We start from the raw sequence: 16,227 nt of genomic DNA on the forward strand, positions 1-16,227 counted from the left end.
TGTTTGCTTTGCTTTATCTCTTCGGCACGGCCTTCGGCATCGGCTGTCCCGTCAGCGCACCCGAACAGTCGCGCACCACAACGAAGAACCGTTGATCCGTCATGATCGGAGCTTCGTAGAAATGCCGCCCGGGAGTCGGAAAACCGATCCCCGTCAGATAACTATAACCGTCCGGATACACGGCGGATGCGTCGTCTGATGAAAAGATATACACGATTCCCGCTTCCGCCTGCCACCATTCGAGCCGGTAGCGCGGATACACGGCAAGCGTCCGCTGAATCGTCAGACTGTCCACACCCACACAGTAGCTGCCTAAACAGAACGCGCGTTCCTCCGCCGGATAGGTTCCGTATTCCTCTTCCCACGTCACACCCGGTATCCCGTCGCCCCACGGCGTCGAAATCCACGCGAAGTCGCACTCATTGCTTCCCGCTGTGGCAATCCGCAGCCAGCCTGTCGTCAGCGTGCAGATTGGTGAGAACTGCACGTCAAACTGCAGCAGCGGAAAAGTTCCGTTATATCGCAGACCGAGATCCGTTCCCAGCGCGCTCACGGTGTAAATCTGTTCCGCGCCCTGCGCACTGTCAATAAATGCAAGTTCGAACTCGATGGGGTCGTCTGCGCACTCTGTCAGCATCGGCGCTCCCCAATCCACCATCATGCCCCAGAAACGTATCTGGCCGATGGCTCCGCCCACCGAATAGTTGTCATACTGCTGGAATGGAGTCTCGTAATCCGAGACGCCGATCACCCATTGCTCGTCCGGCAGGTGCGGAGCCTGAGCCGATAGTCCTCCCATCTCTCCGCACTCCGGCCTCGTGTAGCACGACACGACTCCGCACTGTGTCTGTTCGTAGAACGTGCCGCTGAGCGCCGTGCATTCCGAACGCGTCAGGACCTCGCACGTCCGCGCTTGTATCTCGCCATAACAGCACGCGCCGATGCAATCCGAGACATACAGATACACCGGACCGATGTCATTCTGAGTCGCACCTTCGATCGTCAGATAATATGTTCCGGGCGTCAGCGGCACGCAATTCAACTCCGACAAGCCCGGAGAGCCGCAGCCTCCGCCGCCTTCCGCAATCACCTCGCCGCAGCAGTCGTCCGTCAAATACAGGTAGCTGTCCCAATCCTCTCCCGACCCGCACAGCGAAAACGTCCAATCCGAGGCGTAGGGAATCGTAATGGAATAAGTTAGGTCGAGGCTGCTGCGCAAATTGCAATCATTGCCCGCATTGACGGTGCTACCGGAGATAGACTGCGGCGCGACCAGCCCGCCGTCCACCAGACAGCCGTTGCAGGGAATCGTCTCCAGCAGCACACGATACTCGCGCTTCTCGTTGACGCCTGGCGCAAATGCCGACCCCACAAACAGCTCCATCTCGCCCGCCGGCATGCAGGGTGTGACGTAAGATATCGAGGTGCAAACGCTGTACGGGTACATGATATAGTAATCGTCAACCACACACGGCGGGTAGAGCACACCTACCATGACTTGCAGCGGCGTCTCCGTTTCAATCGTCACGCGCAATGAGCACGGTTCATTCAATGTGAAGCGGTAAAAATCCGTATCTCTGAAGGGAGCACCGGTCGCATCCAGATAGGTGAATGCCACGCCGCACACCGTTTGAAACGGCTGAACCGTCCCCCACAGGATGTTTCCGCTCTCGTTGTTGCAGGCTCCGTTACAGTCGTTCCACAGATTCTGTTCGCCCAGAACTTCCACACACTCCCGCGCATCCGCCGGCTGACACTCGACCACGCAGCTGTCCGAAATTTGCAGAGAATATGCACCCGCGTTTGTCGAGTAGCCGTCAATGATGATGTAGTACGTTTGGAACGCGTTCAGCGTCAAACCCAAATAGGATTGAAGCCCGAGGGCGTCGTCGTTGCAGCCGACCTGCGTCGAACCCGGACAGGTTTCGCCCGCGTTCACGTAGAGATACGTATCGTAACTCGACCCCTCCAGCGAAATATGGTAGGTTTGTGTTGCCAGCGGAATAAACTTGTAAATCACATCCGGCGCGTTGGTCTGATTGCAGGGCTGCAGCGGTGCGAAATTGTTCACTCTGCCCATCGTCGTTCCCGAGTCGTAATACGGCACACCGGTGACGACCGTGGCGGGACACGCGTCGCTGCCCTGATCGAGAGCGTTGCGTTCCCGATTCTCCGGACGCTGTGCGTAAAGCTCGTTTAACTGCTCTTTCAGATTCGCGCGCGTCACCTCATCCGGCAGCGACGTTCCCATTCCGCCGAGATATGCGAACTCCAGCGCGCTGATCTGCGCTTCGAGCGGGGTCACCTCTCGTGGGCGAATAATCCGCTCCGCGATAAACGGCTCACGTTCGAGAGGCGTGCTGAACTCAGCAGACTGCTTCGCCGATATATTACCGGATGCAGATACAAGCTCGTTCAGTCGCGTCACCCATCCCGCATCGGGAGTTTGACCTGCGGCGCGAGTCTCCGCGATGCTCTTTTCAAGTTCAGCAATTTCAATTTGGGTTGCAGAAAGACTCGCAGGCAACGTACCGGTTTTAGCGGCATAGACCCAGCACAAACACCCTAACACAACTAAGAATACATATATGTTTTTCATTAGACACTCCTTCAATACCTTGAAGTTCAAGTTAGTGCACAATTTCACATTCTGCAAACCTCTGTGACATTCACACAAAATGAAAAGCGGCCCCATCGCTGGAGCCGCTCTGTATCAAGTCTTCGGTTTGAAAGAAACTATTCGATGCGCCGGAACAGGCTTTCATCCTGCGGCGTGCCGGACACCGGCGGCGGGCCGCATTGATTGGTCAACACATAGCGCTCCTGCGGATCAATCGAGTTATGCTGAATCAGATAGTAGCCGGGCGGCAGATAGGCCCCTCCCACGGCCGTGTAGGTTGCGGGAAAGACCGCGTCAATGTTGGTTGAGTGCCAGAGTGTCGCGTAGCCCTGTTCCACCTGCCGGAAGTGAATCGGATAGAAATTCACCTGAAACATGTTGATGAACACGCTGTCGGGAGCCGCGCAGCCGCGCCCCAGACAGAGCGACACATCGCGCTGCAGTTCAATCGTTCCGCCCGAATTGACCAGCACGACCGAGTTGTTGCCCTGCGGCGACGTCGCCCAGTGAAAGACACAGCCGTCGTTGTCGTTGCCCACGATGCGAATGCGACCCGACAGAAGATTGCAGCTCGACGGCAGGTCCGCGTCATACATATACATCTGGTAATTCGCGCCGTAAAACAGCGGCACCGGATAACCCGTCACGGTCACATTGTAACTCTGCACCGCCGGACCGTTCGCGCTGTCAATGAACGTGATTTGGAAATTGTGCGGCTGGTCCGCCGAGCACGCCTGACCGGTGATGTAGTTGATATGCATTCCCCAGAAGCGCACCGAGTTAATGAGTCCCGGAGCGGAGTAGTCTTCGTAGAGCCGGTTGGGCAGCCAGTAGTCCGTCGCAAACGCGCTCCATGTCTCATCCGGCAGATGCGGCAGTTGCGAGAACTGCGAACCGTCTTCACACACTGGCCGTGTATAGCATAATCCCGGCGTGCACTGCTGTCCTTCCGTATATTGACCGCCCAGCGTCGCGCAGACGCTCGGCGTCGTGAATTGACAGGATGGATTGGACGGATCGCCATAGCAGCAGGAGCCGCGGCAGTTGGTTATGAGCAGTGTGTAGCTGCCGCAATCGCCCGCCGCATTGCCCTCAATGGTCAGGTAATAGTATCCTGCCTGCAGCGACACGCACTCCAGACTGGACAACCCCGTGCCTTCACAGCCGTCGTTGTTCTGCGCGATGATGTTACCACAGCAGGTTGATGTCAGATACATGTAGCTGTTCCACGCGGGCGAAGAACCGCACAGCGAGAAGGTGTAGTCCGAAGTCTGCGGAATGGTGATGCAGTAGGTGCGGTCCGCACTCGGCCTGAGTCCGCAGTCATTGCCCGCTCCGCAGGTGGAGTCTTGAATTCCGACGGGCGAGGTGAAGACGACAATGCCCGCGTCGATTTTGCAGCCCGAGCAGGGGAAATGGTCCAGCGAGAAGAAATACTCGCGCGGCGCGGGCATCCCAGCGACAAACGCCGGCATCACACCGAGTGCATACGTCCCGGGCGGAAAACAGACCGTCATGAAGGAATAGGACTGACAGGCCAGCGCCGACGCCGTGAAGTAGAAGTTGGGTTGACACGTCGAGACGTCCGAGATGAAAATGCCCGCGTTGAATTCCGCAACGAACCCGATGCGCAGACTGCACGACTCAAAGAGCGTGAACCGATACCAATCCACATCGCGCAGGTTCTGTCCCTGCGGTCCCAAGTAGGTAAAACCGCGACCGAATACAAACTGACACGGGCTGATTTCCTGCCAGTTTACACTTCCGCCATAGTTGGTGTTGCCGCAGCCGCCGTTGCAGTCCTGACTGGCGTGTGCGGGTGAATTAGCCGTCTCGGCGCATTCCCCGAACGGAGCTGTGTTGCTCGTCCCGATATTGCAGTTGTTCTCAACATGCAGAACGTAGTTACCCGCGGAGGTTCCTGCTCCGTCCACGATAATGAAATACTCCTGCCCGACATTCAAACTTACCTGCAACCGCGACTGCAGAGTGAACCATGCGTCGTCGTTGCAGTCCACGTGCGTGTTGCCCGGACAGGCGCCGCCCGTACGAATATACAGGTAGGTGTCAAAGTCCGAGCCGAACGTGTCAATGAAATGAATGCCGGTGTAGGTGGGAATGTAGCGGTAGATTTTGTCGGGCGCGTTGGTCGTCCCACAGGGAGTCAAGGGAGAGAAGTTGTTCGTGGCGCCGAGCGTTGTGCCTGTGTCGGTATACGGCAGAAGCTGCGGAATCAGCGGAGCGGGACAGGTATTGGCCCCGTCATCGAGCGGCGTGCGCTCGCGCGGCCGCTGCTCATACAAGTCGGCCAACTGTGCCTTGACGATCGCAAAGGTCGCCTCGTCGAGCGGCTCGGGCTGGCCATTGTTTTGCAGCCTCCACTCCAGCTCCTGAATCTGCAGCTCCAGCGGAGACAGCTCCTGCTGCCGCACGACCTGCGCGGTGGCAAAGTCAATCGGCGATACAACCTCTGACTGAGTTGCATCCTCCCACATCGCCGGATTGTCCTGACCCACGGCAAGACCGTAAACCAGACTGCCCAGCATCATCATGATGATTCCGGTTCTTTTCACGCGGCACCTCGGGTAAAATTGGACTCGTAATGTAAGCCAAAACCATCCTGCTGTCAACGCTTTTCAGGTGTTCAGAAAAAAAGAGCGGCTCGGGTCCGTCACCCAAGCCGCTCACGAAACCTTGCACGAAGCTTACTGCTGTCCGACTCTGAGAATCAATGGTCCTTGCTGCTGACCCGCAGCCGGCGGAGAGCAGTTGGCTTGTCCGAGGAAGGTCACAAAGTCAATTCCAATCGGAATAAAAACACTGCTTGCGTTGGGTCCGGCCCAAGCGGGAATGGTGCCTGCGGCTAAATAGTCCGCCGGGAATTGCGGATTGTTCACGAGCGAGTAGTAGAGCGTAAATGTTCCAGCATGACTCTGCCACCAATGCAACGGGTAATTCAAACTCGGATCCCAGAGAATCGTCAGGCTGTCAATCTCACATCCGGAGCCGGCCATACAGAATGCCAGGTCCACAGTCAGCGGATACGGCTCCGCGCCTAAATACGAGATGGCAGAGAGATCTCCTTCCTGGGATGACGCCCATGCGAAACTGCAGCCGGTTGGATTTGTTCCGTATATGGACAACCAGCCTGTGGATATGGGACACGGCGGGACCAGCTGCAGGTTATACTCGTACATTTCGTAAACACCGGAGACGATTACTCCGGTCGGTGTGCCGATGAGTGCTGCGGTATAGGTCTGCGACTCGTTGCTGGCCGTATCCACGAACAAAACTTCAAACGACGCGGGTTGTTGCACACACACGTCTCCCCAGAAACCCCAGAACCGTAAAGCTTGAATGTTCCCGACGGTATTGTAGTTGTCGTAGCAGCGCCAGCCGGTTTCAATGTCGCTGTAGAGGCCGGTCAAGCCGTTTTCAACGGGCCGCGGACTGTGCGAAACTGATGAACCTGTAACACAAAGCAGAGACGGGCAGGCATCGGTTGAGCACGGTTCAAACATCCTGAATCTGCCACCCAGCGCCTCACATTCTGCCTGACCGATATAGGCACAAGTAGGATCGTACGGATCCCCGTAGCAGCAGGCCCCTTGACACTCGCTCACGGTCAGCACATGCGGACCGCAGTGCGTGCTGTTGAATCCTTCGACGGTCAGGTAATACACTCCGCGAGTCAAACTTCTGCAGTTGATGGTGGACAGACCGATACCGCCGCAACCGTCGTCATCGAACGCAATCACTCCGCCGCAACAGGAGCTGGTCAGATAGATGAAGCTGTCCCAAATGACGTCCGGCCCGCAGAGCGAAAGAGTCCAGTCTCCGTCGTGGGGAATCGTCACACCATAGGTTACTTCCTGACTTCCGCGCAGATTACAATCATTGCCCGCATCGCACGTGTTCCGCGCGATGCTGCCCGGCGCATTAAGCGCGGCATCAATCCGGCAGCCATTGCACGGAATCAAATCCAGCCGCACGCGATACTCCCGCATGTCATTAATGCCAGTAACTGCGCGCGGCGTCACCACCAAGTCATAGGTCCCCGGCTGGAAGCAGGGGGAGATATAGGTTCCTGTTGAACAGGCAACATCCAACGTCTGGAACTGATACAGGGTAGACCACGGACAGGATGCAGATATAATGAACATGTTCACGACGAACTCGCTCGTGATTGTGACACTCAGCGAGCAGGCTTCCGTCAGCGTAAAGCGATAGGCGTCCGTGTCGCGGAAATTGCCGCCGTTCGGTCCGATATAGGTGAAACCGCGTCCACAAATTGTTTGAAACGGCAGGATTTCCTGCGAAATCGGGTCATTGCCGTAGACTTCGCGGAGGCAGCTGCCATTGCAATCGGTGGCGGGATGCAGAGAGTCGCGCACTTCGGGACACTCCATCACATCACCGGGCTGGCAGGTGATCTCGCAATTATCATAGATGTTCAAGACGTAGTCGCCGAAACTGCCCGTACCGTATCCGTCTACGATGATGAAATACGTTTGTCCGGCCAGAAGCGTCAACGTCACCTGAGACTGCAATCCGCCGAAGTCATCGTTGCAGGCCAACTGCAAGGCGCCCGGGCAAGCGCCGGCTGTGTTCACATACAGATAGGTATCGTAACTCGACCCGAGCAGGCTGATGGTATATTGCATCGTCACCGACGGCTCAAATCTGTACACAACGTCCGGCGAGGCCGTAGGAGCACAGGGCGCAATCGGATTGTAGTAATTCCCCATGCCTGCGGTAGTCCCGGTGTCGGTATAGGGAATTCCCGTCACCAGGGTCCCCGGGCAGAAATCGGCTCCCTGATCCAGTGGATTCGCATTCTCCCGAATGTTGCGCTGCATGTAGAGTTCATGAAGTTGTTCTTTCAGAGCCGCGCGGGTCACGGCGTCCGGCTCTTCACTGCCCAGCCCGCCACTGAACTGAAACTCCAGTTCTCGAATCTGCTGCTCCAGCGGGGTCAGTTGTTGTGGGCGAATCACCGCGCCGGGCGCGAAGCCTCCATCTCCTGACTGGAGAGGATAGTCATACTGCACGTTTGCAGGGTGGTTCGAAACCAGCGGCAGCAGCTCCGCCAGCCGCGCAGTCCACTCAGGATTGATTGGGAAACCGGCTTCCTGGTCGACGCGATTCTTGCTTCAAGTTCTGCAATCTCAACCGCCGGACTTAGTCCAGAGACCAAACTCGACTGTTTCGCGGGGGTCATGATCGCGGCGACAACAACCCCTGCGAACAGGACAATGCCAGACAAACGTAGGAACAACCTCATCCAAGTCTCCTTATAGGTAGTATATGACCAATGTAGTCCTATTCGCATCACCTGTCAACGTTATCCATATGTAAAAAAAGAAAAGAGCGGCCCACAAGGGGCCGCTCTAAGGGAGCAGCATGAAGCACAATCATGGATAATAAACTACTCGGTCTGCTTGACCAAAGTCAACCCAGTAGGCACACCGCTCAAACTGGAATATGTGCAGTCGTTCACCAGAATGAAGATTCGGTTCGGGTCAGGAATGTTGACACTGTTCCACGTGAAGTGTCCGGCAGATAGTGCTCCTGACGCAAACAGGTCATAACCCGTCGGGAAGACTGCTTCCGGTGTCAATGTCGAATACACATAGACATAGGAAGTCTGCGGCATCCACCAGTCAAATTGAAACAGGTTTGTGCCTATCCACTTAATGGTGACACTATCCGGAGCGAAGCAGGGCGAACCCAGACAGAAGGCGAAATCAAACTGAACCCCACCCGGCCATACTCCGTCACCGAACGGAGACGTGCACCAGTACCAAGTGCAACTTGGGTCGCCGACCTTGGCAACGCTGACAATCCCGGAAGCCAGAAAGCACGGCGGACTGATGGTTGCCGTATACTCAGATAGCGGATACACCCCGAAGTATGTGAGCGGCAGTTGGGTTCCCGTGGAACTCACGTTGTAAGTCTGTGTGTTTGAACCTGACGTAAATTGAACTTGGAAATTCTCCGCATACCCGTTGCAGGACACAGGGAAACCCCAGAAGCGGATTGAGCCGATTGGACCATCGGTTGCGTAGTTGTCGTATTGCATGTAACCGTAGTCGATGTGTGACCGATATCCGTTGCCCGCTTCGTCGGGAAGAAACGGCAGTTGACCGAACTCGGTTTGACCATCGCAATTCGGGCGCGTATAGCAGGCTCCCGTGGAGCACGGTTCAAACAAGGTGAAGACACCTCCATAGTCGGCGCAAACAGTCGACGATGTATACTCGCAGATCGGATCGACTGGATCTCCATAGCAGCAGGATCCAAAGCACTCCGTCACCGTCAGAGTGAACGGTCCGCAATAGGTTGAGCTATACCCTTCGACAGTCAGATAGTAGACACCGCGATTCAAAGAAAGACAGTTAATGACGGACAGGCCGACACCGCCGCAGCCGTCGTCGTTGCTTGCAATCACTCCACTGCAGCAGGAACTGGTCAGATAGATATAGCTGTCCCAGACATTGTTTGGGCTACAGAGTGAGAACGTCCAATCCCCCGCCCAAGGGATGGCAACGGCGATGGTCATATCTTCCGACGGCCGCAGCGAGCAGTTGTTCACCGAGCCGCAGGTTGTGCTGCTCACGGACGCCGGGGCTTGCACGCCCACGTCAATGCCACAACCGCTGCAGGGAATCAACTCCATCCTGACGCGGTATTCGCGGAAGTCTTCGATTCCCGTGAACACGTACGGACCGACCCACAGAGCATAATCGCCCGGCTGAAAGCACTGTGTATAGTAAGTCGAAGTTGAGCAAGCATACATGGAAGCCGGAGGATCGTAGAGCGGCGACCACGGGCAGCTGGAGGTCAAAACGAACAACTTGCTGACGAACTCGGCCGTCAAACGAATACGAAGCGAACAGGCCTCGGTCAGTGTGAAGCGGTATATGTCGGTATCTCGAGATTGCGAACCCGATGGTCCGAGGTAGGTGAATGCGCGGCCGCACACCGTTTGAAACGGAAGGATGTCCTGCCATGTCGCAGTTCCCCCGTGAGTGATGTTGTTGCACGCGCCGTTGCAATCCAGATACGCATGGGTCGAGTCATTCAGTGTTTCGGGACATTCTAACAAATCGGATGCTTCACAAGTGATTGTGCAGATGTCGTAAATCGCCAGTGTGTAGGCTCCCGCGTTTGTTGAATAGCCGTCGATAATGATGTAGTAGGTCTGGTTGGCGTTCAACTGGAGCTGCAGATAAGACTGCAGGTTGCCGTAATCGTCGTTGCAGCCGACCTGAGTCGTGCCCGGGCAGGCTCCGCCTGTATTCACATAGAGATAGGTGTCGTATGACGATCCCTGCAGAGATATCACATATTGATACGTAAACTGCGGAGTGAATTGATAGATGACGTCCGGTGCATTCGTCGGGTTGCACGGAGTGATTGGATTGTAATTGTTGACACGTCCGGTTGTGGTGCCGTTGTCGTAATACGGGATGCCGGAGACAACCGTCGCGGGACAGGCATCATTGCCCTGGTCGAGCGGATTGCGGAGTCTGTTGATTTCACGCTGGGCGTAGAGTCCGTTCAGCTGTTCTTTCAGGTCGGCAAATAAAGACGGGTCAGGCTCACTATTGCCTAACCCGCCGGTGATTTCAAACTCGAGCCGTCGAATCTGCGCCTCGAGCGGTGATAGTGATTCGGGAAGTATCACGGCGCCGTCGCCAAAACCGTCATTCGGTTTCGCTTCGGGCGGGGGATACGAGGCATTCCCGGGGTGACCTTTGACCAACGGCAGCAGTTCGCGAATTCGGGCCGTCCACGCCGGGTCGGCGGGGAATCCGGCCTCTTTCGTGGCCGCGATCAAAGTTTCGAGTCGAGCAATTTCATCTTTGGCATCAGTCCAACCGGAGAGTTCCTTCAACCCTCCGCTGCTCTGCGCTGCGGCAAACAAGGAAACCGTGCAGGCCAGCAGAAAACAAGCAATCAAGAGCTTTTTCATGGCCTTCTCCTTGAGGTGGATTGACGGAATATACCGCAGACTCTCTTGAGATTCAATACTTATGCACGATGTGATATGATAAAGAGCGGCGTGCATTCATCGTGCAAAATAGTCCGTCAACTTCATCTATAGAAAGCTATGTTGTGCTCCGTTCACCAAAACAAAAGAGAGTAGCTTTGACAGCTACTCTCAGATGGAAACAACGCAAAACGAATCGTTACTTCAGCAGCACCGCTTTCTGAGCAACACTATGGGAGGGCGTTTCGAGCCGGACGAAATACGTTCCGGTGGCCAAGCGGTCGGCATTCCATTGCATCCGATGATTCCCCGCCGCAAATGACCCTTCGAAGAGTGTCGCTGTCTGCCTGCCCAGTGCGTCATACACAACTAATCTGCCGGTGACATCGCGCGGCAAGTCAAACGAGATATTCGTGGTGTTGTTGAACGGGTTCGGGTAGATGGGGTGCAGGGAAAATTCCCGCGCGAGTGGAGTGAAACTGTTCACATCCAGCGCGGGGTCCGGCCCCGTTCTGACCAGCCACATATCCCAGTCCACCGCTCCGAAGGACATCGTTCTGCCGCCTATCACAAAGCCGCCGTCTGAAGTCACAGCAACGGATTCGCCGACCTCCGAGTTGGAGCCGCCGAACGTACGGTTCCACAGCGAGTTTCCTGTTGAAGAGAGTCGCATAATCCAGAGGTCGCTTCCGCCCCAGCCGTACGAGTCCGACTTCCCGGCAATCACGTAGCCGCCATCAGAGGTTTGTCGAATGGAGTAGCAGATGTCATCGTACTGACCACCGAAGCTCTGAATCCACTGCACCGTGCCGTTGCCATCCGTCTTGACGACATACATGTCGCGCTCACCGTCACCGTCATTTTGTGTATACCCGGCCAGCGCGAAGCCACCATCAGACGTTTTGATCATATCATAGGCGACATCTTCGCCAGCGTAGCCATAGGTACGACTCCACAACACTTGACCAGTGGAGTTCGTTCTGACCAGCCATGCGTCAACCGAACCTGCACCAAACGATGACGTGTACCCTGCCAAGGCGTAGCCGCCGTCGGGAGTCTGCGTGATAGCATAGCATATATCGTATCCGGATCCGCCGTAATCCTGAGCCCATTGCAGCGCACCGGACGCATCACACTTGACCAGCCACATATCGGACGCACCGCCGCCAAATGAGTTCGTCATGCCGCCGATGACAAACCCTCCGTCGGAAGTCTGCTCAAGCGAATAGCCGTTGTCGTTCATGCTGCCGCCCCAGTAGCTGATATTCTGCGGAACTCCTTCCGCTGAATAGGTGGCGAAATACACGTCGTCATTGCCTGCGCCGAACGAGTGCGTTTCACCGACCATGGCATAGCCGCCCTGCGAGCGAGTGACCACATCCCAGGCAACCTCGGTCATCGAGCCGCCCAGCATCCGTGTCCATTGAGCGTTTCCGTTGACATCCGTTTTGACGAGCCACGCATCCACGTCATTCGCGCTGAAATGTGTCCTGCCCGCCAGGATGAAACCGCCGTCACCCGTCTGCTTGACCGCATTGCAGTAATCTACTCCCGTCCCGCCGTACATGCGGCTCCACAGGCTGTCCGGAGGCTGCGCCCAGCAGCAGCAACTCCAGCCGGTCAGTGCGATAGTCCAGAGCAATGTTTTCATTTCGAAACCTCCCCAATGGTGAATCGGACAAAACACTCCACTATTGAATTTCGGGATTGCCCTTCCGAAAGTCAAGCCATTTCCCAAACAAACTCAAATTCCCTTTCACTCCAACCCCTATCCTCACTATGTTCTCTTTTCTTCGCAAACGCACCCAAGACCTTCCCGCGCGCGTCAGCACCCAGCGCGCCGCCAGCAGGCAACCTGTCGACGTAGAGTCCGGCACCAAGAGGATAACCGATAGGGTCATCCTTGGGCACACCCTTGGGACGTTGAAGATTGAGTTCGTGCACCATTTCACACTCCGTAAATTTCTGGGATGGTCGCGCAATAAAAGAACGGCCAGGGTCTATAACCCAAGCCGCCGAGTGCAAGAGATCTATTCCGCTTTACTTCAGCAGCACAGCCTTCTGCACGGCATTGCGTTCCGAAGATTCCAACTTGACGAAGTAGACACCGCTGGAAAGCCCGCCGCCGTCAAACTGTTTCAGATGCGTTCCCGCAGAAAGCTTTCCGTCAAACAACGTCTGCACGGCACGTCCCAGCGCGTCATACACGACCAAACGTCCTGTCATTTCGCGCAGCACATCAAACGAGATATTCGTCGTGTTGTTGAACGGGTTCGGATAGACGTTCAAAACGTACTCGGTCGGAGTTTCAATTCTCAGTTCCACGGCATCGCTCAAGAACAACGTGTCCGTGTGCCACGGGACGAAGGTCACGTTTCCGCCGACTTCATCGCCACGACCGAGTGGATTGTTCACAGGATGAAAGGGGCCGGTCAAGTCACCCCACCAATTCAGGATTGCGTCTGCCCAGCCAATACCGTAGCCATCCAGAACGCGCTGGTTTCCGTAAAACAAATTGTCGCGAAAGATGCCCGCACTCTCATGAACTTCGATAACCGATCGCGTTCGGCCAATCATTTCTGTCACACGATTGTTGGAAAAGAGTGAAGGGCCTTGCATCTGCACCGCGAGGATTCCATTCTCAATCTGTCCATCCCGAAAAGTGTTATGCTCAAGCAGGACACCCGGGCAATCGGGCGATCCTCCTTCAGAGTAAATATAGGCCACGCACTTCCCTTGAAAGAAGTTCCAATCTTCGGGTGTGTAGTTGCTTTCGAAGGTGCAGCCGCGTATGACAGCGGGCGAATCACAGGGACATTCCAGTCCCAGAATAGAGTTGGTCGCTTCGTTGTCGCGAAAGACGCAATTTTCAATCACGCACGATTGACCGCGAATGTACAGATAGGAGGTTGTTCTTCTTCTAATCTGTTCGAACACGCAGCCGCGCAGAGTGACGTTGTGTGCGTTTACAAAGTAGATCGTATTCCCAAGTCCGTTATCGGAAACCGTGCAATCTTCAAGCAGAGTTTCGCTCCCCGCCTCAATCAATGCCCAGCCGCCGCCTCTTCCGCGAATGATACAGTTTCGCGCAATCAGCTCAGCCTGATCCAAATCAATGCAAGCGTATACGCCATCTATGAAACGGCAGTTTTCCAAAATCGTCTTGACACCTGACTTGACGCCGATGTAGACTGAATCAAAAACACAGTTTCGAACTACCAATCCAACTGTAAAATTCTCCAACCCTCCTGTCATCCCCTGTTGCAGGCGAGGAAACATTTGCGGACCATTGCGAAACGAGATGTTCTCAATGACCGTGCCGATTTGATTGGACACGACTGCAAGGCATCTTGCCGAGCGTGAATTGGGAAGAGTTGAAGGATCAATAATTGGAAGAGCAACGTCACCGGAATCCTGTCCTACTTCACCCATCAGCACAAAGGGCCGTGACGGCCCGGTGAGGGCTTCCGCATAGACGCCGAGGCTCACCAACACCGTATCGTTCGCGTTTGTCGCGTCAAGTGCAGCTTGAATCGTCGCAAATTCGGACGGTACCCGCAGGACCGCCCCGTGGCAGACGGTTGCAAAGAAAAAAATCAAAAGCCGTTTCATAACGGGCTACGGGTTGCAGGCAGGCATCGTATTGCAATCGTTCCAGTTGATGTACGCATATCCGCGAGCAGTGCACAGACAATTCTCGCAATACTCGTCCTCCGCTCCGCATGCGCGCAAACAGGTTAGAAGCGTGTACGTGTGACCAACGACGAGCGCGTAGGCGGTTGGGTCGATTTGCACACAATCATCGGACTGGCAGGATGTGTGCGTGCTCCCAATCAGCGTGCCATCATCGTAGAGCTGCACGCATGCGAAACAGAATTTGCAATTCTCCGTGCCATTTGCGCAGGTTAGTACCGCTCGCAAATGGTAGTTCGCCGAACACGATGCCGTAAAATTCACCGCGTTGCAATCCAGAGTTGTTGTCCCGTCGCATGTCCCCTCTTGAAACGAACAACTTCCGTCAGCGACGCATACACATTGTATGCAGCTTTCCGGTGATTCGCCTTGTGCCCAAAGAAGCGCGGGAAGGGCGAGCAGGGCAATGAATAATCTACGCATGCCAGACTCCTTGATGCTTCGGATTCCATCGGAGAACCGCTACGGCGCGCCTGCCGTCCCCACATCCCCGCTCAACGAAGAGAAGTTCTCTCTTCAAAGTTAACTCCAAATTCCTCGATTGTCAATGACTCCACTCCAACCCTCAGAAAGACCCCACTATGTTCTCCTTCCTTCGCAAGAAAACACAAGACCTTCCCGCGCGCGTCAGCACGCAGCGCGCCACCAACACACAACCCGTCGTGATTGCCAACGACGCGATTGCTCCGCCGCGCAGCGTGACGGGCAATCTGTTCAGCGCGACGCTCGACGGCAACGAATTCATCTGGACCGGCACCAATCGCAGCGAGTTTTATCGCTACCTGCGCGACCACGTGCCTATCATCTCCTCCGCCGTCTGGGCGTGGGTGCATCTGTGCGCGACGCCGCAGAGCTACTCTCTGTCCGGCAGCGAGCGCGAGAAGCGTCGAGCCGACGCAATTCTCTCCGCACTTGACAAACGCCTTCTCGAAAACCCGCTCGTCCGGCGGGACGGCATGGCACACCTGACGGAGCAGTTTTTTCTCGAACTGTTCACCACCGGAAGATTCTGCGGTGAACTGATTCCATTGCCCGACGGCAAGGGGATAGACTACTTTCACACGATTGACGCCGACCTGATTCAATGGGAACGCGACGGGCGATGGAAGGCATATCTCGAAGATGAAACGGGCCGGCGCACGTATCTGAATCCGCAGCGCTTCTTCTACGCATCGCTCGGCACGGATATCACCAATCCGCGCGGCATCGAACCGCTCGCCTCCATTCCGTTTGTCGCGCAGATTCAGGAAGCGATGCTCTCGGATATGGCCAGAAGCGCGCGCATGGCCGGCACGCCGCGGCTGCAGATTAAAGTCTCGCCGCCGAAGACCTTTCCGCATGAAACGGACCGTGAATATCAGGCGCGTGCCAACCGCTACTTTGACGATACCGTCGCACAGTTTCGCAAACTCGCTCCCGACGACAATGTTTTCACGTGGGACGACGTCGAGATTACGCTCATCGGCGGCGACACACACCGCAACTTCACATGGCGGCTGAATCGCGAGCAGGTGATTGAAGACGTGATCACAGGACTCAGACTTTATCCGTGGGTCGTGGGCCGTTCGCACGGCACAACCAAGAACTGGGTTGAAGCGCAATTCAATCTACTGATGCAGATTGTGGATTCGGTGCAGCATCTCGGCAAAAGCCTGGGGAATTTCCTGCGCAACACGGAGCTGCGCATGCAGGGCAATCTCTGCGCATGCGAGCACGTCTTCGCGCCGAATCAGGACCCGTTTCAACTCTCCAGAATGCAGGCCCGCAATATCGAGTTTGACACGATTGACAAGAAGGTCAAGCGCGGCTATATCTCGAAGGACGACGGCGCGCGCGAGTTGGGTTATTCGCGCGCGTATGCTGCGGAATAAAAGAAAAGGCGCCGCTTGCGCGACGCCTTTCCGCTGAGTTCAACACA

The 16,227-nt window shown here is 55.7% G+C and carries 10 protein-coding genes; 1 reads left to right on the top strand and 9 read right to left on the bottom strand.

The window, feature by feature from the left end; translation table 11 throughout:
• Positions 1 to 13 precede the first annotated feature (13 nt).
• The 9 genes from KJZ99_06430 to KJZ99_06470 all read right to left on the bottom strand — a co-directional run bounded on the left by KJZ99_06430 (position 14) and on the right by KJZ99_06470 (position 14,732).
• The gene (locus KJZ99_06430) at positions 14 to 2,599 is read right to left on the bottom strand and encodes a hypothetical protein (GenBank protein MCL4305531.1); all 2,586 of its coding nucleotides are present in this window, start codon (positions 2,597 to 2,599) and stop codon (positions 14 to 16) included.
• A gap of 137 nt (positions 2,600 to 2,736) precedes the next feature.
• Positions 2,737 to 5,193 carry a hypothetical protein gene (locus KJZ99_06435; GenBank protein MCL4305532.1) on the bottom strand — a complete coding sequence of 819 codons (2,457 nt, stop codon included), beginning with the start codon at positions 5,191 to 5,193 and terminating at the stop codon, positions 2,737 to 2,739.
• A gap of 132 nt (positions 5,194 to 5,325) precedes the next feature.
• Complete coding sequence (locus KJZ99_06440; protein MCL4305533.1) at positions 5,326 to 7,617, bottom strand: hypothetical protein; 2,292 nt, start codon at positions 7,615 to 7,617, stop codon at positions 5,326 to 5,328.
• On the bottom strand, positions 7,614 to 7,904 hold the full coding sequence (locus KJZ99_06445) for a hypothetical protein (GenBank protein MCL4305534.1): 291 nt from the start codon (positions 7,902 to 7,904) through the stop codon (positions 7,614 to 7,616). The genes KJZ99_06440 and KJZ99_06445 overlap by 4 nt, the downstream gene beginning before the upstream one ends.
• Before the next feature lie 144 nt (positions 7,905 to 8,048).
• Positions 8,049 to 10,598, bottom strand: coding sequence for a hypothetical protein (locus KJZ99_06450; GenBank protein MCL4305535.1), 2,550 nt, complete (start codon positions 10,596 to 10,598; stop codon positions 8,049 to 8,051).
• Positions 10,599 to 10,815: 217 nt separating this feature from the next.
• The gene (locus KJZ99_06455) at positions 10,816 to 12,267 is read right to left on the bottom strand and encodes a T9SS type A sorting domain-containing protein (GenBank protein ID MCL4305536.1); all 1,452 of its coding nucleotides are present in this window, start codon (positions 12,265 to 12,267) and stop codon (positions 10,816 to 10,818) included.
• A 71-nt stretch (positions 12,268 to 12,338) separates the two neighbouring features.
• Positions 12,339 to 12,563 carry a hypothetical protein gene (locus KJZ99_06460; protein ID MCL4305537.1) on the bottom strand — a complete coding sequence of 75 codons (225 nt, stop codon included), beginning with the start codon at positions 12,561 to 12,563 and terminating at the stop codon, positions 12,339 to 12,341.
• Positions 12,564 to 12,656: 93 nt separating this feature from the next.
• On the bottom strand, positions 12,657 to 14,228 hold the full coding sequence (locus tag KJZ99_06465) for a T9SS type A sorting domain-containing protein (protein MCL4305538.1): 1,572 nt from the start codon (positions 14,226 to 14,228) through the stop codon (positions 12,657 to 12,659).
• 6 nt (positions 14,229 to 14,234) lie between these two features.
• On the bottom strand, positions 14,235 to 14,732 hold the full coding sequence (locus KJZ99_06470; GenBank protein MCL4305539.1) for a hypothetical protein: 498 nt from the start codon (positions 14,730 to 14,732) through the stop codon (positions 14,235 to 14,237).
• Positions 14,733 to 14,890: 158 nt separating this feature from the next.
• Here KJZ99_06470 and KJZ99_06475 point away from each other — a divergent pair, with 158 nt between their 5' ends.
• Positions 14,891 to 16,180, top strand: coding sequence for a hypothetical protein (locus tag KJZ99_06475; protein ID MCL4305540.1), 1,290 nt, complete (start codon positions 14,891 to 14,893; stop codon positions 16,178 to 16,180).
• Positions 16,181 to 16,227 lie beyond the last annotated feature (47 nt).

The organism is bacterium, assembly GCA_023382385.1.
Lineage (GTDB): Bacteria > Electryoneota > RPQS01 > RPQS01 > RPQS01 > JABWCQ01.